Origin of the sequence: Geobacillus sp. YHL (assembly GCF_022341265.1) — a bacterium.
GTDB lineage: Bacteria > Bacillota > Bacilli > Bacillales > Anoxybacillaceae > Geobacillus > Geobacillus thermoleovorans.
Window position 1 is genome coordinate 56,366 of the sequence record NZ_JAEIGB010000007.1, and the last position, 24,960, is coordinate 81,325.

The following is a 24,960-nucleotide window of genomic DNA, read 5'->3' on the forward strand; positions in this document are numbered from 1 at the left end:
AAAATATATCATAAATTCGAAAAATGAAAATAGTTTCAGGAAAAAAAGAAGCCGGCGCGAGCTATTTTTTTCGGTAAAAAAACGTCTCTTCGACTTCAAAACCGTACAGGCCGGGATTGAAAATCTGCTCGGTGCTGCCGACAAACAGCACGCCTCCCGTCCGGAGCGCGTCGTGAAATTTGCGATACAGCATCCGCTTCGCCTCTTCCGTAAAATAAATGAGCACGTTGCGGCAGACGATCAAATCCATGTTGCGCGGAAACGGATCCGCGAGCAAGTTGTGTTTTTGAAACTTGACCGTTTGTTTAATCTTTTCGTCTATTTTATAATACTCGCCTTCTTTCGTAAAAAACTTTTTTCTCATTTCCTCGGGCAGCTCTACAAGCGACCGTTCGCTGTACAAACCGAGGCGCGCGCGGGCGAGCGCATTATCGTCAATGTCGGTCGCCAACACCGACACGCGGTGAAGCGGCAATCGTTTTGCGAGCACCATCGCGAGCGTATACGGCTCCTCGCCGGTTGAGCAGGCAGCGCTCCACACGTTCGGGCGCGGGTTTTCCGCCAATAGCCGCGGCAAAATGGTGTGCTCAAGCACCTCCCAACGCTTGGCGTTCCGGTAAAACTCTGAGACGTTGATCGTCATCCGATCCAAGCATTCATGCCATAGCGCCGGCTCTTTCTCCATCGCTGCAAACAGCTCGGCAAAGCTCTTTAGCCCTTTTTTCATGTACAACGACGCCAAACGCCGCCTCATCTGGGCTTCCTTATATAGCGATAAGTCAATGCCTGTTTTTCGCTTCACTTTGGCAATGAACTGCGCATAATCGTCCATCGTCGCCTGTTCCTCTCTCCTGTCAATGTACAAAAACGGCAAAAACCGGCCGAATGGCGGCCGGTCTTCGCATCAGTACAGCCATGCATTGATCTGTTTCGAATAGCTGACGAGCTCTTCTTCTTTAAAGAACAAACTGATTTCGCGTTCAGCGCTTTGCAGCGAGTCGGAGCCGTGGATGACGTTTTTGCCGACCGTCAAGCCGAAATCGCCGCGGATCGTGCCAGGGGCAGCCTCCTGCGGATTCGTTTTCCCCATCATTTGCCGGGCGGCGGCGATCACGTTCTCGCCCTCCCACACCATTGCAAACACTGGCCCCGAGGTGATAAAGTCGACAAGCTCGCCGAAAAATGGGCGCTCTTTATGTTCAGCGTAATGTTGCTCGGCGAGCTCGCGCGACACTTGCATCAGCTTCGCGCCGACAAGCTGGAAGCCTTTTTTTTCAAAACGGGCGACAATCTCGCCGATCAAATTGCGCTGAACCCCGTCCGGTTTCACCATGATGAATGTCCGTTCTGCCATTCGCTCTCCACCTCTACTGTCGTATGTACTGGGAAACGGATTCCCACCCATCATAGTATCATTGTTTTCCGCCGTTGGCAACAGCGTCCTTGAAAGCGCTAATAATCCCTTTTCCCAATGTAGAGGGCGAGATCATGAAGCAGCGTGCGCGCTTCGTTGGCCGGCAGCTCGCCAAGCAGGCGGAGCGCCTTTTCCAAATAGCGATTGCTTAGCGCATACGATCGTTCGATGGCGTCCGTCTGTTTAATGGCCGCTAGCACCGCCGCCATCTCCTCGGCATCCGTGTCCGCGTTGACGGCCGTAATTTTTGCCCGCACCTGTTCATCACAAAGGGCATACAGCACGGGGAGGGTGACGTTTCCTTGCTGCAAGTCGCTTCCAGCCGGCTTGCCGAGCTGCTCTTCCGTGCCGGTGAAATCGAGAATGTCATCGGTAATTTGAAACGACATGCCGACGCAATGGCCGAACCAATACAGCTGGTTGGCCACCGCCTCCGGCGCGCCGGCGGCAAGGGCGCCAAGCTGGCAGCTGGCGGCGATCAATAGCGCCGTTTTTCGGCGGATGCGCCGCAAGTACGTGCGAAGCGGCTGATCAAATCGGTATTTATCCTTGATTTGCTCGATTTCCCCGTGGCACACTTCAACGATCGTTTTCGCCAGCACTTGATGAGCACGGGGGCTGTCAAGCTCCGCCATCCGCTCAAGCGAACGGGCGAAGAGGTAATCGCCTGTATACATGGCAAAGCGGTTGCTCCATCTCGCCTTGATCGTCGGCCGGCCGCGCCGCACGTCGGCGTCATCGATGACATCGTCGTGAACGAGCGATGCCATATGGATGAGTTCGAGCGCTACGGCTACATGTTTAATCCGTTCGAAATCATAATGACCAAAGCGGGCGGACAGCAAGACAAAAACGGGACGGATCCGCTTTCCGCCCGCTTGCAATAAATGGAGCGCCGCTTCCCCGAGCGGCCCGTATTCGGATCGGACCGTCCGCTCCAGCTCCTCTTCGACCGCCGCCAAATCATCGCTTAAAAACGAATACATCGCCTTTAACTTCATGGTGTTCACCTTGACTCATCGTTTATAGCCTAAATGCATGGCCGCTACGCCGAACGTGTACGGTTTGACCTCGACATCGACGAAACCGGCTTCGCGGAACATCTCGGCCAGCTCGTCCCGCCCTGGAAATTCGCGCGCCGATTCCTGCAGCCACGAGTATTCCTCATAGCTTTTCGCCAACAGCTTGCCAAACAGCGGCATAATAAACCGAAAATAAAAATAGTAAAGCTGGCGGAAACCAAACAACGTCGGCTGCGACGTTTCCAGACAGACGGTCATGCCGCCCGGCTTGGTGACGCGGTGCATTTCCTTAAGCACTGTCATATAATCAGGAACGTTGCGCAAGCCAAAGCCGATCGTCACATAATCGAACGAATTGTCGGGAAACGGCAGCTGCATGGCGTTGCCGTGAATGAGCTTGACGTTGCCGAGGCCGCGCGCCTTCACCTTTTGTTCGCCGACTTTCAGCATGTTTTCGCTGAAGTCAAGGCCGTACACTTCCCCCTCCGGCCCGACCGCCTCAGCCAGCGCGATCGCCCAGTCGGCCGTTCCGCAGCAAACGTCGAGCGCCCTTTTCCCTTTTTGCACATTCATCCTCCGCATGACGTCTTCGCGCCATTTCAAATGGCGGCGGAAGCTGATGACAGAATTCATCCGGTCATAATGTGCAGAAATTTTTTCAAATACGCGATGGACTCGCTCTTCTTTCGATTGATGCATCGTTCTACCCTTCTTCCACCGACTTTTTGACGATGGCTTGAAATCCGCCGGCAAGTTCCGCCATGCGAAACCGCAGCAGGTCGTTCATCGGCAAATTCGCCGCCAGCAGCGCTTCCTTGCAATGGTCAATATAACGCTCGCAAAGGCGAAGCAAATGCCGCCTTTGTTCTTTCGTCAGCCCTTTGGCCCATGGAAAGGCGATATGCGCCATTTGCTCAAACAGCATGGATGACCCCGTGCGGACGAACGCTTCCTGCTCGAGCAGCAAGCGCCGCAACAGCAAGTAATGGCCGGAAAATCGCCCCCATTGCGGCGCCCCGATGCGCTCGGCAAGCTTCGCAAGCAACGCCGACTCGATCGTGCCGACCGCGGCGAACAGCGTCTCGATCCGCTCCACCTTTTTTTCATACAGCCGCACTTTTTGCTCATTAATCTCGCGGACCGCTTCGGCGAACAAACGGATGAGCGCAACATCGCCCGAGCGCGCCAGCAAGTCGTAATAAAGCCCGCTGTACAAGTCGCCGGCCAAAACGACAAGCTGCCGCGTCCGCAAATCGCCGCCGCGGTCTGTCACCTGATCATGGGTGTCAAGGGCGATTTGCATGAGCATCATGGCGATGATGCACCGGTCCGGCTCATTTGGCGCCGCCGGAGCATCAGTCATCATCGACAGCGAAAGCAGCAGCCGGTCTTCATCAACAGCCGGCGCCGGCACATGCGCGCGCAAATACGGATGGTCAAGCAGCCGTTCGATTTGTTCCTTCAATGACGACAATTTCACCATGATGTCATTCACTCTTCTCACCCTTGTCCCCCAAAAAATATCCGCACCGCCATGACGGACTCAATTATAACATAATTTTGTCGAAAACGCTCTAGTTTGCTAGAAATTTGCTGGTTTACTTTTTCCCTTCCGATTCAACCACACCGTGGCGCGTTTGAATATACGCTTTTCCTCTCACTTTGATCGCCGACGTATGTTCCGTGAACTGAGCAATCAACACTTCGCCTTTGTCAAGCTTTTCCGAATGGTGAAATCTTGTGTCCGCGCCGCGCGTCAGCCCGATGACGTTCACCCCGTCTTCGAGCGCTTTAATGACGACAAAATCGCTGTTTGTGTACATCCTCTTCCCTCCTTACGCTTTGATTAACGAAAGCACTTCAGCGCGGGCGTTGGCATCTGTTTCAAACACGCCGCGCACCGCTGTCGTCACTGTTTTGGACCCCGGTTTTTTCACCCCGCGCATCGTCATGCACATATGCTCCGCCTCAACGACGACCATCACCCCATGCGGCTCAAGCGCCTCGACGATCGAATCAGCGATCGTTGCCGTGATGCGCTCTTGCAGCTGCGGGCGGCGCGCCACCGCCTCAACGGCTCGAGCGAGCTTGCTCAGCCCGGTCACTTTCCCTTCCCGCGGAATATAGGCGACGTGGGCAGCGCCAAAAAACGGCACTAAGTGGTGTTCGCACATCGAATAAAACGGAATATCTTTGACGAGCACAAGCTCCTCATGTTCCTCGCTGAATACGGTTTGAAAGTGCTGCTTTGGGTCTTCCTGCAGCCCAGCGAACACCTCGGCGTACATTTTCGCCACCCTCTTCGGCGTATCGACGAGCCCTTCGCGGTTTGGATCTTCCCCGATCGCCTCAAGAATGAGGCGGACCGCATATTCAATTTGCGCAAAATTGATCTCTGGCATACAAACAACATCCTCCTGCATCATAAAAGCTGCATGTAATCCGATTCTAGCATAGGGAGCCAAAAAAAACAAAAAAGAAGGGCCGGTGGATCACCTGCCCTTCCCTCCTGCGCTCCTGCTATGTAGGCTTACTTGACGGCATCTTTCAATGCTTTGCCCGGTTTGAATGCAGGAACTTTGCTTGCCGGAATTTCCATTTCTTCGCCCGTTTGCGGGTTGCGTCCTTTCCGGGCGGCGCGCTCGCGCACTTCAAAGTTTCCAAAACCGATTAATTGCACTTTATCGCCTTTTCGCAGCGCTTCTGTAATCGAATCAAACACCGCATCAACGGCTTTTGTCGCATCTTTTTTGGAAAGACCGCTTGTTTCAGCGACCGCGTTGATCAATTCCGTTTTGTTCATGCCATTCACCTCCTCCCAAGGGGCTGGTCTTGTTTACTACCATTTGTGCACACTTTTCTGCTTTTCTATACATAGACATCCAATTCCAGCGGCAAGAAGGCCCGCGCGCCGCGCCGGCGCAGCCAATCATTCTATGTTTGCCTCGCGACAGTCCGCAGGAGATGCGCCTATGCCGCCGGCTGAAGCCCCTTCCCAACAGTTTGGGCTCCTCCTGTTTTCGCCGGGCGCAAACGAAGCCAAGGGCGAGGAAAGCCGCCTTCTTCCCGCCAACAGGCGGTGACATGCCTAATCTTAACCAATTGACCGCGGAAATTCAACATCTTTTTTCGCAAAAACGGCCAATTTTAGGCATATTTCACCAAAACAACGATTTCAGATAAAAGATTACCATAACGCCATGCCTATAATCAAGTGCCAATCCTGATTTCTCAAGGGTTTTGGCGATTTTTTCCCTTTGCCGCTTAGCAACTGAAAAAATGGCATCAAAAAAAGCTCCCTTGTCGGGAGCTTGCGCGCGGCCTCCGCTTTTCTTTCTGTCTAGCTGCGGCGCCTAGCTCTCTTCTGCCAAATAACCTTCCCCCTCGGGGTGCAAGCACCCCCTGCGGGTGAAGAACATTTGGCTTCGAGAGCTAATCTCGGCGCCTCCGCTTTTCTTATTGTCTAGCTGCGGCCGCTAGCTCCCTTCCGCAAAATAACCTCCGCCCTCGAAGTGCAAGCACTTCTGCGGGCGGAGAACATTTTGCCTCGGGAGCTTGCGCGCGGCCTCCGCTTTTCTATAAAATAATCGCGATGAGGCCGCCGGAGCCTTCGTTGATGATGCGCTCAAGCGTTTCTTTCAGCTTGTAGCGGGCGTTTTCCGGCATGAGCGCAAGTTTCGCTTGGATGCCTTCACGGACGATGGAGCTGAGCGAGCGGCCGAAAATGTCAGAGTTCCAAATCGACAGCGGATCGTCTTCGAAGTCTTGCATTAAATAGCGGACGAGCTCTTCGCTTTGCTTTTCCGTGCCAATGATCGGTGCAAACTCCGATTCGACGTCAACTTTGATCATATGAATCGACGGCGCCACAGCTTTCAAACGGACGCCAAAGCGCGACCCTTGGCGGATGATTTCCGGTTCGTCAAGACTCATGTCAGACAAAGCGGGCGCAGCGATGCCGTAGCCGGTTTGTTTGACCATTTTCAGCGCGTCGGCGATTTGGTCATATTCCGCTTTCGCATGGGCGAAGTCTTGCATGAGCTGAAGCAGATGGTCTTTGCCGCGAATCTCGACGCCGACGATTTCTTTTAAAATTTGATCGTACAGCTCATCCGGTGCATACAAGTCAATTTCGGCGATCCCTTGCCCCATTTCGATGCCGGCAAGCGCCGCTTTTTCGATGAAATCGTACTCGGCAAACTGCTGCACAACCCGGTCGACGTCGCGCAGCCGTTTGATGTCTTTGACGGTGTCGCGCACCGCTTCTTGATAGCTTTCGCGCAGCCAATGATCTTCGCGCAGCACCATCACCCAGCTCGGCAAGTTGACGTTCACTTCAAGCACCGGGAATTCATATAATGCTTCACGAAGCACGTTATACACGTCGGCTTCGCGCATGCTTTCCACGCTCATGGCGAGCACCGGAATGTCGTACTTTTCGGCGAGCTCGCGGCGAAGCGCCTCGGTTTCCGGATGGTGCGGCCGAACGGTGTTGACGATCATAATGAACGGCTTGCCGACTTCTTTGAGCTCGCTAATGACCCGTTCTTCCGCTTCGACATAGTCTTGGCGCGGAATTTCCCCGATCGTGCCGTCCGTCGTAATGACGACTCCAATCGTCGAATGTTCTTGGATGACTTTTCTTGTCCCGATTTCCGCCGCCTCTTGGAACGGGATCGGCTCTTCATACCAAGGCGTGTGGATCATCCGCGGCCCGTTTTCGTCTTCATATCCTTTTGCGCCGGGCACGGCGTAGCCGACGCAGTCGACAAGACGGATGTTGACTTCAAGCCCCTCATCCACTTTCACCGTCACCGCCTGGTTTGGCACGAACTTCGGTTCTGTCGTCATGATCGTCTTGCCGGCGGCGCTTTGCGGCAGTTCATCTTGGGCGCGCGCTTTATCGGCTTCGTTTTTAATGTTCGGAATCACGACCAACTCCATAAACCGTTTAATAAACGTCGATTTTCCGGTGCGGACGGCGCCGACGACCCCTAAATAAATGTCGCCGCCGGTCCGCTCGGCGATATCTTTAAAAATATCGACCTTTTCCAAATAACTCCCCTCCAGTCCTTCGGTCGTTATAAGAAACAGTGGAATGAGCTAGCATAGTCGGACACTATATGCATATGATGTTGTCCGATTCGGTTATGACTAAAATAGAAAAAATCCCTTCTCTAGAATGTATTTTCCTAGAGAAGGGAAGATGACTCATTTTGTAAAAAAAATCGGTTCATTCGTCTTGGCGTCGATCGTATAGGGCAACGAATACGCCGGCACAAACAGCGAATGGTCGGTCAAAATCGGGCGAATATCGTCACCCGGCTTGTAGTGGTGCGGATATTTTTTCAACGCCGCATACAAATCAGAACGGTAGTCAATGTAAATTTCTCCATTCCCGTCGATGACAAACGGCAAGTTGTTGCCGGAAAACGGGCTGACGACATAAGGCGGCTCTTTATAGCCGAGCTTTTTGTAATCGAGCGTAAATACGCCCGGCGCAACGACGTCTTGAAACGGCGGATATTTATGCTTGTCCGTGTACATGCTAAGCCGCAGCTTCAGATCACGGATGCGTTCGGCTAAGCGCAGATCAAGCAGCTTGACCGTCGGGTTCGTTTCCGCATCGATGATCATATACTGGAAGACGCCCCCGCTTTCATAGGCGTTTCCCGGCGGCTCCTGCATATAGCGGGGAACGAGCTTTTGAAAATCGACTGGATACTTCAAATACATCGGCGTGTTCATGTCGCGTGTTTTAATCGGCAGAAGCCCGCCGGTCGCCTTCCGGTACTCATCCACCGCCGATTGGACGGCCGCCACTTGGTCTTTGTAAGGAATTTGGTTTTGTTTCAGCCGCTCTTGTGGATACAAGCAGCCGGAAAGCAGCGCCAAACATATACATGACAACAACAAGCGAGCGATTCGTTTCATCTTTCCCACCTTTTTGCCTATTGCGGTGTCGGTCCGCTGAATACGACGAAAATGATGATGATGCCGGCGAAAATCAAAAGAATGTAGGCGACGAGCGCCAACAGAAAGCGAAGCCATTTCATCTTGACTTTGTAGCGGCTTAAGTAAATGAAGCCGACGGAAATAAACATAAACACCATCGAGGCGATGGCGATCCACATTTTCGCTAACGCCGGTGACATGGACGCTCCTCCTTTTTTTCGACAACTATCATTATAGCATTGGCAAAAAAAAAGCTGAAGTAAAGCGGGGCTTTCTTTACTTCAGCATCCCCTCATACCCTTCCGGAAGCTCAAGCCGATGATGGTTCGCCATATTGTATGCAGAACGAAGACGACTTGTACCGCCATTGGCCTATTTTCATCATTCTTGTTCGGCAAAAATGTTGTTTAAGTCATCCATTTCCTCTTTTTTTCCGCGCGCCATGAGCGAATCGACCGCCTCTTTCGGGTCTTTTCCCGCAAACAATACGTCATAGAGAGCTTCGGTGATCGGCATCTTCACACCAAGCTCTTTCGCCAGCTCATAGGCGGCTTTTGTCGTTCGCACCCCTTCGACGACCATCCCCATGCTCTCAAGCACCTCGTCCAGCTTTTTTCCTTGGCCGAGCATGTAGCCGGCCCTCCAGTTGCGGGAATGGACGCTCGTGCACGTGACAATCAAATCGCCGACTCCCGTCAAACCAGCGAATGTCAACGGATTAGCGCCGAGGGCGCAGCCGAGGCGGGCAATCTCGGCGAGCCCGCGCGTGATGAGGGCCGCTTTGGCGTTATCCCCATAGCCAAGCCCGTCGCTGATTCCAGCGGCCAAGGCGATGATATTTTTCAGCGCCCCGCCGACTTCGACGCCGATTAAATCCGGGTTCGTATACACGCGAAAATAGTGATGGTTCATAAAGATGTCTTGAATGCGGCGCGCCGCTTCCATATTTGGCGACGATACCGCCACGGTCGTCGGGTGGCGGAGCACGACTTCCTCGGCATGGCTCGGCCCGGAGAGAACGACAACATCTGCAAGCCATTCCCCCATTTCCTCGGCGACCATTTCCGACACCCGCTTATGCGTCCCTGGTTCGATTCCTTTGCTGACGGCAACAATGGTGATCGGCTTGGCCAAGCAGGCGCGCACGTCCGCAAGCACCGAGCGGATCGCTTTAGTCGGCACGGCGAGCACAACGATCGCAACGCCGTCAAGCGCAGCGCAAAGGTCGTCATAGCCGATAATGGCGTCCGGCAGGCGAACGCCTGGCAAATATTTCTCATTTGTCCGCTTTTCGTTGATTTCGCTGATCTGCTCGGTCCGATGACCCCAGAGCCGGACGTGGTGCCCATTGTCAGCCAGCACGAGCGCCAACGCCGTTCCCCAGCTTCCAGCCCCCAATACGGCGATGTTCTCCATCGTTTTCCACTTCCTTTATCCGATTGTCGCAACCTTGAAAAATAGCAATCGCGCCGCCTCTTCGCTCCTGTTCGTCCGACTTTCGCGGCGGCGACACATGGCTTACGCTCCTGTGACACCACCCACACAGAACCAAGCTTTCCTTGGTTCGAGCCTCTTCGCCGGCCTCGCAACGCGTATCGCCGATGGGCGCGCGGCCTCCGCTTTTCTTCCTGTCTAGCTGCGGCCGCTATCGGCTTGCGACGCTGCGTGTCCCTCTGCGGCGGCAACAGCCTCCTCGCGGGCCCCGCAGCGCGTGTCGCCGATGGGCAAGCGGCCTCCGCTTTTCTTCCTGTCTAGCTGCGGCCGCTAGCTCCCTTCCGCAAAATAACCTCCGCCCTCGAAGTGCAAGCACTTCTCGGCGCGGAGAACATTTTGCCTCGGGAGCTTGGCGCGCGGCCTCCGCTTTTCTTATTTCCGCGGGCGGGCGATGATTTTAATCGGCGTGCCTTCAAAACCGAATGCATCGCGGATGCGGTTTTCCAAAAACCGTTCATATGAAAAATGCATCAGTTCCGGGTCGTTGACAAACGCGACAAACGTCGGCGGTTTGACGGCGACTTGCGTCATGTAATAAACTTTCAGACGCCGCCCGTTATGCGTCGGCGTCGGATTCATCGCCACCGCATCCATGATGACTTCATTGAGCACATTTGTCTGGACGCGCATCGCATGATTGTCGCTCACAAGCCGGACGAGCGGCAAGAGCTTATGCAGCCGCTGCTTCGTTTTCGCCGATACGAACAAAATCGGCGCATAGTCCAAAAACGGAAAATGATCGCGAATCTTCCGCTCAAATTCGACCATCGTTTTGTCGTCCTTTTCAATCGCATCCCATTTATTGACGACAAGAATGACACCGCGACCCGCTTCATGCGCGTATCCGGCGATTTTTTTGTCCTGCTCGATGATGCCTTCCTCAGCGTTTAACACAACAAGCACGACGTCCGAGCGCTCAATGGCCCTTAACGCGCGCAAGACGCTATATTTTTCCGTGCTTTCGTAAATTTTCCCTCGTTTGCGCATCCCTGCCGTATCAATGATAACATATTCCTGCCCTTCGCGCACAAATGAGGTGTCGACGGCGTCCCTCGTCGTACCGGCGATGTCACTGACGATGACCCGCTCCTCACCTAAAATGGCGTTGACAAGCGACGATTTGCCGACATTCGGCCGGCCAATGAGGCAAAACTTAATGACGTCTTCTTCATACTCTTGTCCACCGCCCTTTGGAAAATGACGGACAACAGCATCAAGCAAATCGCCAAGCCCTGTCCCATGAGCTCCGGAAATCGGATACGGCTCCCCAAAGCCCAGAGCGTAAAAGTCGTAAATCAAATCACGCATTTCCGGATTGTCGATTTTGTTCACCGCGAGCACAACCGGCTTATTCGACCGGCGGAGCAGCTTGGCCACCTCTTCATCAGCCGCAGTCACACCGTCCCGGCCGTTCGTCATAAAGATGATGACATCCGCCTCATCGATGGCGATTTCCGCCTGCTGGCGAATTTGCACAAGCAGCGGCTCGTCGCCAATGTCAATGCCGCCGGTATCGATCAAATAAAACGAATGGTTCAGCCATTCGGCTCGGCTGTAAATGCGGTCGCGCGTCACTCCAGGCACGTCTTCGACGATGGAAATGCGTTCCCCGACAATACGGTTGAAAATCGTCGATTTTCCTACATTTGGACGGCCGACAATGGCCACGACTGGATTTGCCATGCTACCACCCTTTATCTTCGTTTTCTCCTTACCTTTGTCGCTGAAAAAAAACGCCCTTTTCGGAAGGGCATCGGTCCATCAACGCCAAGGGCACTTGACTGCGAGGCTAGGAAGGAAATGACTTTTTGCCAATCAAGTGCATCTTTTAGCGATGAACCAGGGTAGGCTACAACTGCTTTATTTTATCAAAAAGCGAAACGCTCAACAACTAATGTTTGACGATAATAAGAAGCCCCTCGCCCACTTCATGGGCGATGCCATCCAAAATCGCCTCTAAATTCGCGGCGATCTGTTCCATTTCCTCTTTAGTTTGGCAAATAAAGATCGGCGCACCGCCGGCGACGCGCCCGCCGTTCATCGTAATGACGGCCAAAATTATTTTTTCATGCGTCATCGCCGCTCCACCCCTTCCGCTTCCAACGCCGTTTCTTCGGCATGCGGATGGCGCTCTCAAGCACCGGCACGTTTTCGATGACAGCCTTCGCCTTCTCGACATCCTCGACTTGCGGCAAAATAAAAATGCCGACGCGTCCGTCATTCAAATCGCGCTTGGCGAGCGGCACGAGCGCCGGCGTTCCCGAGTCGCGGTAAATGCCGAGGGCGGTCGATACATCATGCAAAATCGCCTGCCGCTGCCCAAGATTGGCGATCGTCGTGCGGGCGTTGAAATTTTTCGGCGTTAAAATAAACCCCATTCCATAGCGCAAAATTTCTTCGCGCCGCGCCGGCAAGCCGATGTTCATGATATAGATGTTGTCAACATACAGCCCTGCCCCTTCAAAATGCGGCTTGACATATTGGACCTCGGCAATGTCTTTCAGCCGGCTTCCGCTCATAAACCGCCGCGCCGTCATAAGGCCGATGATACTGGCGGCAAGCGCGGCCCAAATGTCCCATACTAAATAAAAGAGCGTCGATAAAAAGGAGACGAAAATGACTAAATAGTTCCGCCCTTCAAACACAATCGCGATGCCTTCGATGTATGTTTTTCCTCTCGGCACCAGCTCATACTGATCCAACTCGTTCAACGTATTGCGCTCCATATTGCGTACGTCGCGAAATTGTGAGGCGGCCAAGGCCAAAAACGTGATCGCTGCGAACTCTTTTTCCATAATCGCCGGCACGGCGACCGTTCCCAAGCCGGCGGCAATGGCCCCTAAGGCGATATGGATTGTCCGACCGTGCAAATACGTCGGGTATTGCCGGTAATCGGTGCGCAACAAATAAATCCGCGTCAACACCCCAGCGGCAACACCGTATAAAATCGGAAACGTGTATTCGTTCACGGCTGCCTCGTCCTCCTTACAGGCCGTTTTTCCTCAAGCTGCAGCGAGAAGAAGCGGATCGATTCCCAAACGAGCAAAGATGATGCGCTAATGGCGAGCGCATCCAAAAAGGAAAACGACCCAAGCACATAACCCGGCGCCATGCGCAAGATGGACATGGCGTACACCACTTCCCCTTGACAGCCGCCGAGCGCCAGACAAAGAAGGCGGGCGGATATGCGGCGGTGGAACAGACTGCTGATCAAGGCCATCCACCAGCCAAGCATCCATTGGCCATCAAGCCAAATCCAGACCGGATCAAACAAGGCAAGCAGACGAAAAGCGGCATAGGCAAACGCCAAGCCGGACGCTGACAGCGCCATCCGCAGCCATCCGCATGGCCGCTGTGTGACCGCCACGTAACAAGAGGAGAAAAAAAGCACAAAAAAGGACGCCGCCATATGAATGGAACTGATCTTCACCGTCATCGAGGCCGAACTGATCATGAAAAGCGAAAATGCAGCCAGCTTCGTCCGCTCGACGGTCTTTTTCATCAAAAATGTCGCTGCAATCCATAACGCCCAAAAAAAGAAATAAAAATAAGCTCCTTCCATCTTTTCCACTCCTTATTATGTTCATTATGTCATCTTTTATGAACGTTCATTCCCGTATAGAAAAAACAGCATTCGTTCATAGTAAAAATGATCGCTGTACCGAAGCAGAAAGGAGCCATGGCGAAATGGGAAAAGATCGACAGGAAAAAAAGCTGAAGCAATCGCGGCGCGTCGAGTCAGACCGGGATCAGTCCCTCTCCTATAAAGGAGCGGCTCGGCTCGACACGCCGGAGGAAGCGCGGGAACGGAACCGCCATTAAGAAAAAGCGGTCCTTATCTTCCCTTGCGGCCGCCCTTGTCCCGATGCGAGCAACAGCCGCACCCTACTGCAATGAATCAAGCAAAAAAGCTCCCTCCGTCCAGATGGCTCAAGCCATCGGACAGAAGGGAGCTTTCGCTTTGTTTTGCCAGCTAGTTGATCTTGCGGCTCTACATTACTTTAATTTTTTCAGCTGCTCGCCAATCACTTCGCCGAGCTGGAAGCCGCGCGTTTCCGACGTTCTTGTGTATTGGCTGTAGTCCTCAGCCGGCGCGGCCGCCTCTTCCTCAAGCAGCGCGCGGATGCTGAGGGAAAGGCGGTGATCCGCTTCGTTGACGTCGAGCACTTTCGCCTTCACCACGTCGCCTTCTTTCAGCACTTCATGCGGCGAGCCGATGCGGCGGTTGGCGATTTGCGACACATGCACCAATCCTTCGACGCCTGGGAAGACTTCCACAAACGCGCCGAATGAAGCGAGCCGTTTCACCGTCCCGGTGACGACATCACCCGGTTTCACTTTTTCGCCGAGGCCTTCCCATGGGCCCGGCAGCGCTTCTTTGATCGACAGCGACAGGCGGCCTTGTTCCGGGTCGACAGCCAACACTTTCACTTTCACCGCATCGCCTTCTTTCACCACTTCCGACGGATGAGCGACGCGCGTATGGGAAAGCTGGGAAATATGTACGAGCCCATCAAACCCGCCGACATCGACAAAGACGCCGAAATCGGCAATGCGGCGGACGACGCCATCGAGCACTTGCCCCGGCTCAAGGCGGGAGAGCAGTTCTTTTTGCTGCCGCGCTTGTTCTTCCTCAACGACCGCCCGATGCGACAAAATGACGCGGTTTTTCTCGCGGTCAAGCTCGACGACTTTCACGGCGAGCGTTTTTCCTTTATAATCGGAAAAATCTTCGACGTAATGCGGCTCGACAAGCGACGCCGGGATGAAGCCGCGCACTCCGACATCGGCGACAAGACCGCCTTTGACGATGTCTTTAATGACGGTTTCAAATGTTTCGCCGCTTGCAAATTTGCGCTCAAGATCTTCCCACGCCCGCTCGGCGTCCACCGCTCTTTTCGATAAAATGAGCAACCCTTCTTCCCCGTCTTTTCCTTCTTCCACTTTTTTGACTTTGGCCGTCACTTCATCGCCGACAGCGACGGCATCGCTCGGTTTTTCAATATGCAAGTTCGACAGCTCGCTGATCGGAATGATGCCGCTTTGCTTGCTGTTTTCCACCTCGACCAGCACTTGCTTGTCCTCAAGCTTCACCACTTTGCCGCGGACGATATCGCCCACTTCATACACATTGACTTGCACATTCATCTCTTCTGTCATCGCAAAAACCCTCCTTCATCGACTGACAACTGTCAAAAGCGCGCCTCGCGCCGAGGCCGCGGCCGGCTGTCGGCAAAATAAGGACGCTTTTCTAGTTAGTATACCATATTTTCTCAATCAACATGTACTATAATGCTCATGGAGGCGGCGGAAGGGATGCCTCGAACAGCATATTCCTTTCATGCCCGCTGATGCTCTTCCAGCAGCCGGCGGATATGATCCATAATGTAATCGGCCGCTTCTTCCGGGCTCGCTTTCCGCGCGCGCAGCGGCGCCATATCGATCGGCGCTCCGTACACAACCTTAAGCGGCACAAACGGACGGTACGGGCCGACAATGGCGCACGGGACAACGGCGGCCTCGGTGCGCAAAGCGAAAAAGCCAACGCCGGGCAACGCCTTTTTCAGCCGGCCGTCTTTGCTGCGCGTCCCTTCCGGAAAAATGCCGAGCACTTCGCCTTGCTTCAGCACCTCAAGCCCCGTGCGCAGCGCCTGGCGGTCGTTCATGCCGCGCTTGACCGGAAAGGCATGCAAGCTTTTGACGAGCGTTTTCACGACCGGAGCACGAAACAGCTCTTCTTTCGCCATAAACCGAATCGGCCGCGGCGCCGTAATGCCGATGACCGGCGGATCTAGGTTGCTGATATGGTTGGCGCAAAGAAGCACGCCGCCTTCCTTTGGAAATTGTTCAATCCCGATCGTTTGAATGCGGTAAAAAGGGGTGAGCACTCCCTTGACGATCCCCTTGGCGAATGAATAAAAGTCCACCGTCATCCAATCCTTTCGTTGACAATCTCCATAATCCGCTCCACCACTTCCTCAACCGACAGCGATGTCGTGTCGATTTCCACCGCATCCGGCGCCTTGCGAAGCGGCGCTGTCTCTCGTTCTGAATCGAGCCGATCGCGGCGGGCGATCTCTTCTTTCAGCTTTTCAAGATCGGATGGAAAGCCGCGCGCAAGATTTTCCTCATGCCGGCGCCGCGCCCGCTCCTCGACCGAAGCTTTCAGGAAAATTTTTACTTCGGCGTTTGGCAGCACATGCGTTCCGATATCGCGCCCGTCCATGACGACGCCGCCCCCTTCCGCCAAGGCGCGTTGGCGGGCGACCATCTCCTCGCGCACAAGCGGATGCTTCGCAACAAGCGACACCGCATTCGTCACCGCCTCACCGCGGATGATGTCGGTCACATCGTCGCCATTGACTAGGACGATCTGTCCATGCGGCGACGGTTTCAACTCAATCGATGTATCGCGAAGCAGCGACAGGAGCGCCTGCTCATCATGGATGTCGACGCCGCATGCAAGCGCCCGGTACGTCAGCGCTCGATACATGGCTCCGGTATCGATGTATACGTAGGAAAGCCGCCTAGCGATCCGTTTGGCGACCGTGCTTTTCCCCGCCGCGGCGGGTCCGTCGATCGCGATGCTGATTCGTCGTTTCATCATTTCCTCCTGCTTTACCGAAAATCGCTTGATGAGTGCACAAAGAAAAATGCAGGAAAACCCTGCATGTCTCCATGTTCATTGTACCATATCCGCCGTCAACGGTCGACGGCCGTTTCAACTGTTTTCGTTTTTTCCGGCTTGGCTACACCTTCGTATTCATACACCTTGCCGATATACAAGGGCGCTTTCGTGTACAACACAAGCCATTGGGCGACTAGCAAACAAATCGCCTGGATGACGACAAGCTTCCACAACAGCTGTTCGATCCGTTTCATGGCGCAAGCCTCCTGCTTCCCACTTTTTCTAGCAGTATTCCACGCGCCCAGCTCATTTATTCTGTTCATTCTCCCATTTTCTCTCTTCAAGCTGCCGTTCAAAGCTGTAGCGAATGAGCCGGACGCGGTCTTGGGGGGCGACGTCTGTGAACTCCACCGACATTTTCGCCATGCCACGCTCGTCATCAGCCATGCGCACAATCGACGCCTTCGTTTGCACGTAATGGTATTCGCCGGAGCGCATCGCCAACACGAGCCAAAGCTCGACCGCCATGCCGGGGCGAAGAAGCGAAGCGTGCGCCGACGGCACAAGGAGGGCGGCGCCGCCGGCGCTGATATCCACCGTCATCGTCGTAAACGGAGCGAACTCGCTGTCAGACGGATGGACGGCCGCATCGACATTCGCTTTCACCCGTACATAACGGCGGCGCTGGATGCGCACGACGTATTCCTCGCCCGGGTAAGCCAAGACGACCATCGGCAACGGATCGCGGATTTTCCCCTTCACTTCGGTATCAAACATGTATAAACCGCCGTCTTGTCCGACAAAAGTCGCTTTAAACTGCATCCCGTTCAACAAATAAACGGTTTTTCCATTCTGTTCATCGATCGGATAGCTGATATGAACCGCCCCGTCAGCAACAGCGAGCGCTTTGCTTCGGTATTGCCGCGCTGAGCCGTCCGACGGCTCAAGCCGGATCGAATCTCCGATTTTGATCATCATGGTCCCTTTTCCCCTTTTCAGTCAGCTGCCGAACCGGCGATCGTTTCGCCGATCCGCATGATGTCCCATGACGATTATACCATACCGTCCGGCTGCCTTTGACCAAAAAAAGAGGAAAAGCCGACAGCCCCAGCTTTTCCTCCCTTTGTTTTCATCTGTAATTCGGCTCCACGCTTTCAAGCTTCTCGACTTTTTCTTCAAGGCCGGTTGCGGCGTTAATGAACAGTTGATACGTTTCATCGCCAAGCGTTCCTAAAAACTCATAGCAAAGCACCGGTTTTTGCAAATCGTTCATAATGACCGCCTGGCGCTGTTCCATTACCTTTAGATGCGGATTCAACTTTTTCTTTGCTTCTTCGGCAGTGATCGCCGGTTTCGGCAACGGACGCGGAATGGACGATGACAAATAGTCGCGCGCCGTAAAGCCGACGACATGGCCGTTGTCAAGCGCCACTTTCATTTGGATCGCTTCCGGGTAAATGCGGACGCCGTTTTCGCTTTTCACAAACGTGAGCACGGCGACGTTATCGTACTGTGTGCTGTCATACAGCTCAAACCCGGTGAATTTGTGCCGCTTCAAAAACGCCATTCCGCGGTTGGCCGCCTCATGCAGGCTGATCGTCGGTTTGCCAACCGGCCGGCTGTTTAACACCCAAATCGGATAGCCGCCGTTTTTCGTTATATCCATGTAAATATCGCCTTTTGTTTTCGGATCGTGAATCGTCAAACTGTAAAAGCGTTCGTCGGCCCCTTTGCCGCTTTCCGTCACCTTGATCTTCTCCGTTCCTTTCAAGCCGAGAAAATCGCGTGCGATCCGCTTTGCTTCATCTTTGGAAACCGGGCGGCCCTTCGCGCGGACGAACCCTTTTTCCTCGTTGGCCAGGCCGATGAACGACGGGCCGAACTCGGACGAACTTGAGAATGTATCAACATTTTTCTCCACCGCTTTTAAGCCGTCAATAATGATGTTGTCGCCTTTCTCGTCGTTCGTCGCCAGCGCCAGTTCGACGTCCATCCAGCGCAAATTGTTTTCCAGCACTAAATGCTGCACGTTGCGCAATTCTTGGCGGATCGCGCCGGCGCTTTTGTACAGCGCCTCGAGCGTCTTGTGCTCTTCTTCGGTCAACGGCTCTTTTTCCAAATCGCGCACGGCCGTCCGGTAGCTGAACTCGCCGATTTTCGATAAAAACTCTTGCGTCTTGTTAAACGGCAAAAGCGACAGCGGCAGTTGGCCGACATCGGAATGGGCTTCAGATGCGATTTTCCACACTTCGGCGAGCGCCGGCGACAATGAGGCGTGCGAATTCATCGCCAGCGTCGCTCCAAGCTTGTCATGCAGCAAATCGATCTGGTAGGCCAAATCGTGGAACGCGCGCTGGTAATTGTTTTCCGCATGAATTAAGATCGCGTTTTTTTCCTGATGCTCCCGGTAGCCCCAGTAACCAGTGCCGACGACAGCGACGACAAGCGCTGCAATCAGTAAGTTTCGCACCATCTCGTCTCCCTCCTTTTATTTGCAAAAAATATGGTTTCCAATCCGCTTGATTTGCGGGCGGCTCCAAATCCAAGCGCTCGTCGCCGTGGCTGGGTTAAAGTAGTAAATCGCTCCGCCGGTTGGGTCCCAGCCGTTGATCGCATCAAGCACCGCTTTTTTCGCCGTTTCGTTCGGCGTCAGCCAAATTTGTCCGTCGGTCACTGCGGTGAACGCCCCAGGCTGAAAGATCACCCCGGCAACCGTGTCCGGAAACGACGGGTGTTCGAGCCGATTCAAAATGACGGCCGCGACGGCTACTTGCCCGATGTACGGCTCACCGCGCGCCTCGCCGTAGACAGCATTCGCCATGAGTCGAATGTCATTTTGCGAAAACCCTTTCGGCACATTGGATGCTGTCGTTTTCACCGTTCGCCTGCCGCCTCCGCCGCGCTTTTTCACCTGCTGGCTGAGCGGAATGCCGCCGTAATGGGTGAACTCGTTTCCTTGACGGATTTGCTCTTTCACAAACGACTCGTAATATTTCGATGCGTTCACGAGCTTTCGTTTCGTCTTGGGGCCGGCCAGACCATCGACCGGCAGCCCGTATTCGTATTGAAAGTTGCGCAGCGCCCAATACGTTCGCCAGCCGAACACGCCGTCAATCTTTCCGTTGTAAAAGCCGAGATACTGTAGCCGCGCCTGCAATTCAATGACATCGTCGCCAACCGCGCCACGCTGAATCACTTGCGGGGAAAACGCGAAAGCATGGCCTGATGGGTAAATGCATGTCCAAACAGCCAATGCGATGAATAGAACCCATTTTCTTGCCATATGTGAACCTCCCGTCAACACTCACCGTTTTTACCCTTATTTTCCTTCCGTTTCCCTTTTTTATGCGAAAAAAAGAAAAAAAAAAGCCAAAGCTTTTACGCTTGGCTTTTCACAGGCGGCACCGCTTGAGGGCGGGCGTATCCTTTCGCTTGTTTTACTTTGCGCAACGCCGCCCACCATAAGGCGAGCATAAACAAACCCATGTAATAGCCCCAACGCTCTTTGGCGAGCAGCAGCCAGTCATAGACGCCATGAAGGAAAAACGGCAACAAAAACGACGCCCATAAATAATAGCGGCGCTTTTTTACGGCAAACTTCGCCTTGCCGAAATAAAACCCCATGATGACGGAAAAGAGCGCATGACTGGACACCGGCAAAAGCGCCCGGGCAATGGCCGTCTCCACTCCGTTGGCCAACAAGTACAAAATGTTTTCCAGCGTCGCGAACCCAAGCGAGACGCTGGCGCTGTACACAATGCCGTCATACGGCTCGTCAAATTCGTCGTGGTCATACACAAAAAAATAAACGACAAACCATTTGACAAACTCCTCAAGGAGCGCAGCGGAAAGAAACGCCTCGGCGGCCGGCGACGCGACGATCCCTTCTGCCGACAGCACGTATTGGATGAACATGATCGGAAACACAAGCAAGACGCCGAACAAAAACATGCGCAACACAAACGAAAGCGGCTCAGCCTCATACTCGTCCTTTAAATACAAATAACTAAGCAGCGCCACCCCGGGGGCGACGCCGGCGGAAATCAACGAAAACATCCTCGATCCCCGTTTCTTTTGGCATTTTTACCTTCATCGTACCACGAAACAGGGGAGAAAAAAAGAGGAATTGCTGGGCCGCTTGTTGCCTAATAAGCGAACAAGCCATCAACGGCGGCGTCGGCAGCAAGAGCGACAGCGAGCTTGATGCGCGCCTTTTTCGCATCGTAGTCGCTGCCAAGAATAACCCCTTTCTTATGCAAATCGTAGGCGCTGCCGGGGTAATCGTACGTTGTATACACCGCCCCTTCCTCGGCGCTCGTCGTCACCACGACTTTGATCCCCGCTTCGATGGCTTTGACGATTTCATCGACCATTTTTGGCGCCACTTGCCCGCGGCCGACCCCTTCGAGCACAATGCCAGCGACGCCGCTTTCTCGAGCCGCTTTAATGAACTTGCCGTCCGCCTCCAAGTAGCATTTCACAATGTCCACCGGCGGAAGCGGGCGCACAAGCTTGTAATATTCGCGTCGGATCGGCTTTTGGTACACGTACACCTCATCGTTGTCAATGATGCCCAAATAGCCGAAGCCGAAAGCGTTGAATCCTTGAATGTTCGAGGCGTGTTCTTTTTTCACGTATTTCGCGGCAAAAATGCGTTCATTGAACACAACGACCGTCCCCGCCCCACGCAACGGCTCGGCGCACGCGGCGTAAATGGCATGGCGGATGTTGATGTATACATCGCTGCCCAAATCAGACGGCGCCCGCTGCGAACCAGTGACGACGATCGTCCGCAGGTCATCGATCGTCAAATCCAGGAAATAGGCCGTTTCTTCGAGCGCATCGGTTCCGTGAGTGACGACGATGCCATCAACGGATGGATCGGTGAAATGCGCCTCAATCCGTTTTTTTAGCTCAAGCCAATGCGAAAACGTCAAATGCATGCTTGGCAATTGAAATACGCTTTCCACGATGATTTCAATTTCTTTCGGCAAATGGCACATCGCCGCGAGTTCTTCACCGCTTAGCGCCCCGGCCCGCAGGCGGCCGGATCGTTCGTTTCGCTTGCTCGCAATCGTGCCGCCGGTTGTCAGGAGCACCACTTTCCGTTTCGTCACGCAAGCCACCCTCGCTTTCTCGCTTTCGCATCATGACACGATTGTTGATGATCCATTATTTTACTAAAAAACAAAGAATGATATGGCTGAACACAAGCTTTTCTGCCTCTTCCCTCGAACAAGAACGCCGGCGGGCAAATGTCATTTGCCCGCAAAGCGTTCATTGTTCGAGGAGGTCATGCCGTCATATGCCAGTCGATATATTGGCCACGAAGCGCTACTGCAGCTGCTTGGCTGCCCGCTCCCGTTCGCGCTTGACGATGCAGGCGGCAATAGCGTCTCCATGGAAGCGGCCGTTTTCGATAAAAATTTCATTCGCATCGTTGCCAGCGGCGATCACCCCGGCGATAAACACCCCCGGCACGTTTGTTTCCATCGTCTCTGAATCATAATGCGGCCGGCCGCTTTCCGGGTCGATCTGCACCCCGATGTTCATCAAGAAGCGATGATCCGGATGGTAGCCGGTCATGGCAAACACAAAGTCGTTTTTGATTGTTTTCGTTTCCCCGTCCACTTCATACACGACCGCATCTTCGGTAATGGCTTTCACATGTGCGCGAAACTCCATGCGGATGACGCCTTTCTTCACAAGAGAGTCAAACTCCGGCAAAATCCACGGCTTAATGCTTTTCGAATACTCGTTGCCGCGATACAGCACTGTCACGCGCGCCCCAGCTTTCACAAGCTCCATCGCCGCGTCGACGCTCGAGTTTTTCCCGCCGATGACAACGCAGTCGGTGTTGAAGTACGGATGCGCTTCTTTAAAGTAATGCATCACTTTCGGCAGCTCTTCCCCCGGCACGTTCATATAGTTCGGATGGTCGTAATAGCCGGTGGCGATGACGACGTACTGCGCGCGGTACGTCCCTTTTGTCGTTTCAATAAGAAATGCTCCATCTTCCTGCGGCTTGACGGTTTTCACTTCTTCAAACGTATTGACGCGCACTTGCTTGCGAACCACGACTTCCCGGTAATAAGCGAGCGCTTGATTTCGCGTCGGCTTCCGGTTTTCCGTGATAAACGGCACGCCGCCGATCTCCAACCGGTCGCTCGTGCTGAAAAACGTCTGATGCGTCGGAAAACGGTAAATCGAATGGACGATGTTTCCTTTCTCGATCACCAGCGGCGAAAATCCGGCGTCTTGCAAAGCAATCGCCGCCGCCAGCCCGCACGGACCGCCGCCGACAATAATGATTTTCTCCTCTTTCATCGTTTTTGCCACCTCGCATGAAGCAAAAAATCCCCTATCTTATGATAGGGGATTTCACCAAAGCTTGCAAACATCGGCGCTTGCTCGCCTCACACCCAGCCGCGGAACCGGCACGCTTCCGCCATTTTGCGGACGCCGACCATGTAGGCGGCAAGGCGCATGTCGACGCGGCGCGTCTGCGCCATTTCATACACGTTGTTGAACGCTTTGACCATCACTTTTTCAAGCCGCTGTTCCACTTCTTCTTCCGTCCAATAGTAACCTTGGTTGTTTTGCACCCATTCGAAGTACGACACAGTCACGCCCCCAGCGCTTGCAAGCACGTCCGGAACGAGCAAAATGCCGCGCTGCGTCAAAATTTCCGTCGCCTCAAGCGTCGTCGGCCCGTTCGCCGCCTCGACGACGATGCTCGCCTTAATGCGCGGAGCGTTTTCGGCCGTAATTTGGTTTTCGATGGCCGCCGGCACCAAAATATCGCAATCGAGCTCAAGCAGCTCTTGATTCGAAATCGTATTTTTAAACAGCTTCGTCACCGTGCCAAAGCTGTCGCGCCGTTCAAGCAAATAGTCGATGTCGAGCCCGTTCGGGTCGTACAGCGCGCCGTACACATCGGAAATGCCGACGACTTTCGCCCCGGCGTCGTGCATAAATTTGGCCAAATAGCTGCCGGCGTTGCCGAACCCTTGAACGACGACGCGCGCTCCCTTGAGCGACAAGCCGCGTTTTTTCGCCGCCTCGCGGATGCAAATGGTCACTCCTTTGGCCGTCGCTGTTTCCCGGCCGTGCGAACCGCCGAGGACAAGCGGCTTCCCGGTGATAAACCCTGGCGAATCAAACTCGCGAATTCGGCTGTACTCATCCATCATCCACGCCATAATTTGCGAGTTCGTAAACACATCCGGCGCCGGAATGTCTTTTGTCGGTCCGACGATTTGGCTGATGGCGCGCACGTAGCCGCGGCTTAGCCGCTCGAGCTCGCGGAACGACATCGTGCGCGGGTCGCAGACGATGCCGCCTTTGCCGCCGCCGTATGGCAAGTCAACGATGCCGCACTTTAAGCTCATCCAAATCGACAGCGCTTTCACTTCTCGTTCCGTCACATCAGGATGGAAACGCACGCCGCCTTTCGTCGGACCGACCGCATCGTTATGCTGCGCGCGGTAGCCGGTAAAAATTTTCACCGACCCGTCGTCCATGCGCACCGGAATGCGGACTGTCAACACGCGGATCGGCTCTTTTAACAGCTCATACACTTCTTCCGGGTAGCCGAGCTTTTCCAACGCTCTATGTATAACAATTTGTGTCGACGCCAGCACGTCGTATTGTTGTTCTTTCTCTTCCGTATGCTTATCGGCTGCCATACGTAAACCTCCTATAAGCTCGCTATAATAATTTGTCGCCTTTCATGTCATAGTATACACCTTCTGTGGCCGGATGCAAAGGAAAAATGGCGAAGCGGCGTCGAACAGTTGGCGCAAAAAAATAGACTCCTTGTCCATTTCAAGGAGCCTTTCTATACCTTTAATTGGCGCGGAAATAACGAACGAGCTGTTCGATCGCGCGGCGTTCAATCAGCCGCTTCCCATATTCTTGCACACGATGTATCGTTATCGTAGCCGGGTTGCCAAACTCGGCCAGCAAGGCGACAAAGTTGTCGAGCGGAATTGGGGGCTCTTCGGGAACATGCAAGTAAAAGCGGCCTTGATAGGAATAAAGCGTGCCGTCGAGGCAGCCGACCGCATGCAGGCGATGAGCGAGCTGGATGACATCTTCAAACGTTTGGAATTCGTAAAATATGTCATCGCTCTCATCGAGCGTTACTTGCATTTCGATATAATCGTCGGCGAATTCTTCTTCCATGTCGTCGTAGTCGCCTTCGTTCGTAACGATAACGACCATGCCCTGCGCCGGTAAAGAGTACACTTCGACCGCGATCGATCCGTTCACTTCAAAACCGAGCTCTTCGCTTGCTTCCTCGATCATATCGCGGAACAGCTGATGGACTTTAAACGTATCTTTCCATAAATCGTCTTTCGTCAACCCGCGGTCCAGCAAATCGTCAAACGTCAGGAAAATTTTGATTTTGTTGTGGGTCAAGCGCTCAAGACGCATCGGCACCC

29 protein-coding genes are annotated in these 24,960 nt (G+C 53.9%); 1 reads left to right on the plus strand and 28 read right to left on the minus strand.

Annotated elements, in window-relative coordinates:
* Positions 1 to 61: 61 nt before the first annotated feature.
* From JCR24_RS08560 to JCR24_RS08635, 16 genes are all read right to left on the minus strand, one after another.
* Positions 62 to 832, minus strand: a complete 771-nt coding sequence (locus tag JCR24_RS08560; RefSeq protein ID WP_011231693.1) for a CheR family methyltransferase — start codon at positions 830 to 832, stop codon at positions 62 to 64.
* Between the two features lie 72 nt (positions 833 to 904).
* Positions 905 to 1,354: a nucleoside-diphosphate kinase gene (gene ndk, locus JCR24_RS08565; protein WP_031213038.1), complete on the minus strand. Its 450-nt coding sequence runs from the start codon at positions 1,352 to 1,354 to the stop codon at positions 905 to 907.
* A 98-nt stretch (positions 1,355 to 1,452) separates the two neighbouring features.
* Positions 1,453 to 2,415, minus strand: coding sequence for a heptaprenyl diphosphate synthase component II (gene hepT, locus JCR24_RS08570; RefSeq protein WP_119877959.1), 963 nt, complete (start codon positions 2,413 to 2,415; stop codon positions 1,453 to 1,455).
* A 15-nt stretch (positions 2,416 to 2,430) separates the two neighbouring features.
* Positions 2,431 to 3,135, minus strand: coding sequence for a demethylmenaquinone methyltransferase (gene menG / locus JCR24_RS08575; RefSeq protein ID WP_011231696.1), 705 nt, complete (start codon positions 3,133 to 3,135; stop codon positions 2,431 to 2,433).
* 4 nt (positions 3,136 to 3,139) lie between these two features.
* Complete coding sequence (locus tag JCR24_RS08580) at positions 3,140 to 3,919, minus strand: heptaprenyl diphosphate synthase component 1 (RefSeq protein WP_031206406.1); 780 nt, start codon at positions 3,917 to 3,919, stop codon at positions 3,140 to 3,142.
* A gap of 115 nt (positions 3,920 to 4,034) precedes the next feature.
* Entirely contained in the window at positions 4,035 to 4,259 is a 225-nt protein-coding gene (gene mtrB, locus JCR24_RS08585) for a trp RNA-binding attenuation protein MtrB (protein ID WP_011231698.1), read from the minus strand.
* A gap of 12 nt (positions 4,260 to 4,271) precedes the next feature.
* Positions 4,272 to 4,838, minus strand: a complete 567-nt coding sequence (gene folE, locus JCR24_RS08590) for a GTP cyclohydrolase I FolE (RefSeq protein ID WP_011231699.1) — start codon at positions 4,836 to 4,838, stop codon at positions 4,272 to 4,274.
* 128 nt (positions 4,839 to 4,966) lie between these two features.
* Complete coding sequence (locus tag JCR24_RS08595) at positions 4,967 to 5,239, minus strand: HU family DNA-binding protein (RefSeq protein WP_008879623.1); 273 nt, start codon at positions 5,237 to 5,239, stop codon at positions 4,967 to 4,969.
* Between the two features lie 773 nt (positions 5,240 to 6,012).
* Complete coding sequence (gene spoIVA / locus JCR24_RS08600; RefSeq protein WP_011231701.1) at positions 6,013 to 7,491, minus strand: stage IV sporulation protein A; 1,479 nt, start codon at positions 7,489 to 7,491, stop codon at positions 6,013 to 6,015.
* Between the two features lie 156 nt (positions 7,492 to 7,647).
* Complete coding sequence (locus tag JCR24_RS08605; protein ID WP_011231702.1) at positions 7,648 to 8,370, minus strand: hypothetical protein; 723 nt, start codon at positions 8,368 to 8,370, stop codon at positions 7,648 to 7,650.
* A 17-nt stretch (positions 8,371 to 8,387) separates the two neighbouring features.
* Positions 8,388 to 8,591, minus strand: a complete 204-nt coding sequence (locus tag JCR24_RS08610; RefSeq protein WP_011231703.1) for a DUF2768 domain-containing protein — start codon at positions 8,589 to 8,591, stop codon at positions 8,388 to 8,390.
* A gap of 181 nt (positions 8,592 to 8,772) precedes the next feature.
* Positions 8,773 to 9,807 carry an NAD(P)H-dependent glycerol-3-phosphate dehydrogenase gene (locus JCR24_RS08615; RefSeq protein ID WP_011231704.1) on the minus strand — a complete coding sequence of 345 codons (1,035 nt, stop codon included), beginning with the start codon at positions 9,805 to 9,807 and terminating at the stop codon, positions 8,773 to 8,775.
* A 450-nt stretch (positions 9,808 to 10,257) separates the two neighbouring features.
* Positions 10,258 to 11,568: a ribosome biogenesis GTPase Der gene (gene der, locus JCR24_RS08620; RefSeq protein ID WP_013144887.1), complete on the minus strand. Its 1,311-nt coding sequence runs from the start codon at positions 11,566 to 11,568 to the stop codon at positions 10,258 to 10,260.
* Between the two features lie 208 nt (positions 11,569 to 11,776).
* Positions 11,777 to 11,962, minus strand: a complete 186-nt coding sequence (locus JCR24_RS08625) for a capping complex subunit for YIEGIA (RefSeq protein ID WP_011231706.1) — start codon at positions 11,960 to 11,962, stop codon at positions 11,777 to 11,779.
* Entirely contained in the window at positions 11,952 to 12,854 is a 903-nt protein-coding gene (locus tag JCR24_RS08630; RefSeq protein ID WP_011231707.1) for a YIEGIA family protein, read from the minus strand. The genes JCR24_RS08625 and JCR24_RS08630 overlap by 11 nt, the downstream gene beginning before the upstream one ends.
* The gene (locus JCR24_RS08635; protein ID WP_238980462.1) at positions 12,851 to 13,447 is read right to left on the minus strand and encodes a YphA family membrane protein; all 597 of its coding nucleotides are present in this window, start codon (positions 13,445 to 13,447) and stop codon (positions 12,851 to 12,853) included. Before JCR24_RS08635 ends, JCR24_RS08630 begins: the two co-directional genes overlap by 4 nt.
* 125 nt (positions 13,448 to 13,572) lie before the next feature.
* On the opposite strand from JCR24_RS08635, the gene JCR24_RS08640 reads away from it, so the two are divergent.
* Complete coding sequence (locus JCR24_RS08640; protein WP_013144883.1) at positions 13,573 to 13,707, plus strand: YpzI family protein; 135 nt, start codon at positions 13,573 to 13,575, stop codon at positions 13,705 to 13,707.
* A gap of 174 nt (positions 13,708 to 13,881) precedes the next feature.
* On the opposite strand, the gene rpsA is transcribed toward JCR24_RS08640, so the two are convergent.
* The 12 genes from rpsA to JCR24_RS08700 all read right to left on the minus strand — a co-directional run bounded on the left by rpsA (position 13,882) and on the right by JCR24_RS08700 (position 24,952).
* The gene (rpsA, locus tag JCR24_RS08645) at positions 13,882 to 15,045 is read right to left on the minus strand and encodes a 30S ribosomal protein S1 (RefSeq protein ID WP_011231709.1); all 1,164 of its coding nucleotides are present in this window, start codon (positions 15,043 to 15,045) and stop codon (positions 13,882 to 13,884) included.
* A gap of 179 nt (positions 15,046 to 15,224) precedes the next feature.
* Positions 15,225 to 15,818 (minus strand): lysophospholipid acyltransferase family protein, encoded by a 594-nt coding sequence (locus JCR24_RS08650; protein ID WP_011231710.1) that lies wholly within the window; start codon positions 15,816 to 15,818, stop codon positions 15,225 to 15,227.
* Positions 15,815 to 16,489: a (d)CMP kinase gene (gene cmk, locus JCR24_RS08655; RefSeq protein ID WP_033004840.1), complete on the minus strand. Its 675-nt coding sequence runs from the start codon at positions 16,487 to 16,489 to the stop codon at positions 15,815 to 15,817. The genes JCR24_RS08650 and cmk overlap by 4 nt, the downstream gene beginning before the upstream one ends.
* Before the next feature lie 98 nt (positions 16,490 to 16,587).
* Positions 16,588 to 16,767 carry a YpfB family protein gene (locus JCR24_RS08660; protein ID WP_020754079.1) on the minus strand — a complete coding sequence of 60 codons (180 nt, stop codon included), beginning with the start codon at positions 16,765 to 16,767 and terminating at the stop codon, positions 16,588 to 16,590.
* A gap of 52 nt (positions 16,768 to 16,819) precedes the next feature.
* On the minus strand, positions 16,820 to 17,488 hold the full coding sequence (locus tag JCR24_RS08665) for a flagellar brake protein (protein WP_238980482.1): 669 nt from the start codon (positions 17,486 to 17,488) through the stop codon (positions 16,820 to 16,822).
* A gap of 154 nt (positions 17,489 to 17,642) precedes the next feature.
* Positions 17,643 to 18,986, minus strand: coding sequence for a germination protein YpeB (gene ypeB, locus JCR24_RS08670; protein ID WP_238980463.1), 1,344 nt, complete (start codon positions 18,984 to 18,986; stop codon positions 17,643 to 17,645).
* 15 nt (positions 18,987 to 19,001) lie between these two features.
* Entirely contained in the window at positions 19,002 to 19,796 is a 795-nt protein-coding gene (gene sleB, locus JCR24_RS08675; protein ID WP_238980464.1) for a spore cortex-lytic enzyme, read from the minus strand.
* Positions 19,797 to 19,891: 95 nt separating this feature from the next.
* Positions 19,892 to 20,569 carry a glutamic-type intramembrane protease PrsW gene (gene prsW / locus JCR24_RS08680; protein ID WP_238980465.1) on the minus strand — a complete coding sequence of 226 codons (678 nt, stop codon included), beginning with the start codon at positions 20,567 to 20,569 and terminating at the stop codon, positions 19,892 to 19,894.
* An 89-nt stretch (positions 20,570 to 20,658) separates the two neighbouring features.
* Positions 20,659 to 21,630 carry an asparaginase gene (locus JCR24_RS08685; RefSeq protein ID WP_238980466.1) on the minus strand — a complete coding sequence of 324 codons (972 nt, stop codon included), beginning with the start codon at positions 21,628 to 21,630 and terminating at the stop codon, positions 20,659 to 20,661.
* 217 nt (positions 21,631 to 21,847) lie between these two features.
* The gene (locus JCR24_RS08690; protein WP_238980467.1) at positions 21,848 to 22,840 is read right to left on the minus strand and encodes a YpdA family putative bacillithiol disulfide reductase; all 993 of its coding nucleotides are present in this window, start codon (positions 22,838 to 22,840) and stop codon (positions 21,848 to 21,850) included.
* Between the two features lie 89 nt (positions 22,841 to 22,929).
* Positions 22,930 to 24,201 carry a Glu/Leu/Phe/Val family dehydrogenase gene (locus JCR24_RS08695; RefSeq protein ID WP_011231719.1) on the minus strand — a complete coding sequence of 424 codons (1,272 nt, stop codon included), beginning with the start codon at positions 24,199 to 24,201 and terminating at the stop codon, positions 22,930 to 22,932.
* Between the two features lie 160 nt (positions 24,202 to 24,361).
* Positions 24,362 to 24,952 carry a genetic competence negative regulator gene (locus JCR24_RS08700; RefSeq protein ID WP_011231720.1) on the minus strand — a complete coding sequence of 197 codons (591 nt, stop codon included), beginning with the start codon at positions 24,950 to 24,952 and terminating at the stop codon, positions 24,362 to 24,364.
* Positions 24,953 to 24,960 lie beyond the last annotated feature (8 nt).

Excerpts from the sequence above, each read along its gene's own strand:
- JCR24_RS08700 (WP_011231720.1), bottom strand. The coding sequence starts at position 24,952 with ATGCGTCTTGAGCGCTTGACCCACAACAAAATCAAAATTTTCCTGACG.
- folE (WP_011231699.1), bottom strand. The coding sequence starts at position 4,838 with ATGCCAGAGATCAATTTTGCGCAAATTGAATATGCGGTCCGCCTCATT.
- sleB (WP_238980464.1), bottom strand. The coding sequence starts at position 19,796 with ATGGCAAGAAAATGGGTTCTATTCATCGCATTGGCTGTTTGGACATGC.
- ypeB (WP_238980463.1), bottom strand. The coding sequence starts at position 18,986 with ATGGTGCGAAACTTACTGATTGCAGCGCTTGTCGTCGCTGTCGTCGGC.
- ndk (WP_031213038.1), bottom strand. The coding sequence starts at position 1,354 with ATGGCAGAACGGACATTCATCATGGTGAAACCGGACGGGGTTCAGCGC.
- rpsA (WP_011231709.1), bottom strand. The coding sequence starts at position 15,045 with ATGACAGAAGAGATGAATGTGCAAGTCAATGTGTATGAAGTGGGCGAT.
- menG (WP_011231696.1), bottom strand. The coding sequence starts at position 3,135 with ATGCATCAATCGAAAGAAGAGCGAGTCCATCGCGTATTTGAAAAAATT.
- JCR24_RS08660 (WP_020754079.1), bottom strand. The coding sequence starts at position 16,767 with ATGAAACGGATCGAACAGCTGTTGTGGAAGCTTGTCGTCATCCAGGCG.
- JCR24_RS08695 (WP_011231719.1), bottom strand. The coding sequence starts at position 24,201 with ATGGCAGCCGATAAGCATACGGAAGAGAAAGAACAACAATACGACGTG.
- JCR24_RS08580 (WP_031206406.1), bottom strand. The coding sequence starts at position 3,919 with ATGGTGAAATTGTCGTCATTGAAGGAACAAATCGAACGGCTGCTTGAC.
- JCR24_RS08665 (WP_238980482.1), bottom strand. The coding sequence starts at position 17,488 with ATGATCAAAATCGGAGATTCGATCCGGCTTGAGCCGTCGGACGGCTCA.
- JCR24_RS08610 (WP_011231703.1), bottom strand. The coding sequence starts at position 8,591 with ATGTCACCGGCGTTAGCGAAAATGTGGATCGCCATCGCCTCGATGGTG.
- der (WP_013144887.1), bottom strand. The coding sequence starts at position 11,568 with ATGGCAAATCCAGTCGTGGCCATTGTCGGCCGTCCAAATGTAGGAAAA.
- hepT (WP_119877959.1), bottom strand. The coding sequence starts at position 2,415 with ATGAAGTTAAAGGCGATGTATTCGTTTTTAAGCGATGATTTGGCGGCG.
- JCR24_RS08640 (WP_013144883.1), top strand. The coding sequence starts at position 13,573 with ATGGGAAAAGATCGACAGGAAAAAAAGCTGAAGCAATCGCGGCGCGTC.
- mtrB (WP_011231698.1), bottom strand. The coding sequence starts at position 4,259 with ATGTACACAAACAGCGATTTTGTCGTCATTAAAGCGCTCGAAGACGGG.
- cmk (WP_033004840.1), bottom strand. The coding sequence starts at position 16,489 with ATGAAACGACGAATCAGCATCGCGATCGACGGACCCGCCGCGGCGGGG.
- JCR24_RS08635 (WP_238980462.1), bottom strand. The coding sequence starts at position 13,447 with ATGGAAGGAGCTTATTTTTATTTCTTTTTTTGGGCGTTATGGATTGCA.
- JCR24_RS08615 (WP_011231704.1), bottom strand. The coding sequence starts at position 9,807 with ATGGAGAACATCGCCGTATTGGGGGCTGGAAGCTGGGGAACGGCGTTG.
- JCR24_RS08690 (WP_238980467.1), bottom strand. The coding sequence starts at position 22,840 with ATGAAAGAGGAGAAAATCATTATTGTCGGCGGCGGTCCGTGCGGGCTG.
- prsW (WP_238980465.1), bottom strand. The coding sequence starts at position 20,569 with ATGTTTTCGTTGATTTCCGCCGGCGTCGCCCCCGGGGTGGCGCTGCTT.
- JCR24_RS08625 (WP_011231706.1), bottom strand. The coding sequence starts at position 11,962 with ATGACGCATGAAAAAATAATTTTGGCCGTCATTACGATGAACGGCGGG.
- JCR24_RS08595 (WP_008879623.1), bottom strand. The coding sequence starts at position 5,239 with ATGAACAAAACGGAATTGATCAACGCGGTCGCTGAAACAAGCGGTCTT.
- JCR24_RS08605 (WP_011231702.1), bottom strand. The coding sequence starts at position 8,370 with ATGAAACGAATCGCTCGCTTGTTGTTGTCATGTATATGTTTGGCGCTG.
- JCR24_RS08650 (WP_011231710.1), bottom strand. The coding sequence starts at position 15,818 with ATGACGGTGGACTTTTATTCATTCGCCAAGGGGATCGTCAAGGGAGTG.
- JCR24_RS08560 (WP_011231693.1), bottom strand. The coding sequence starts at position 832 with ATGGACGATTATGCGCAGTTCATTGCCAAAGTGAAGCGAAAAACAGGC.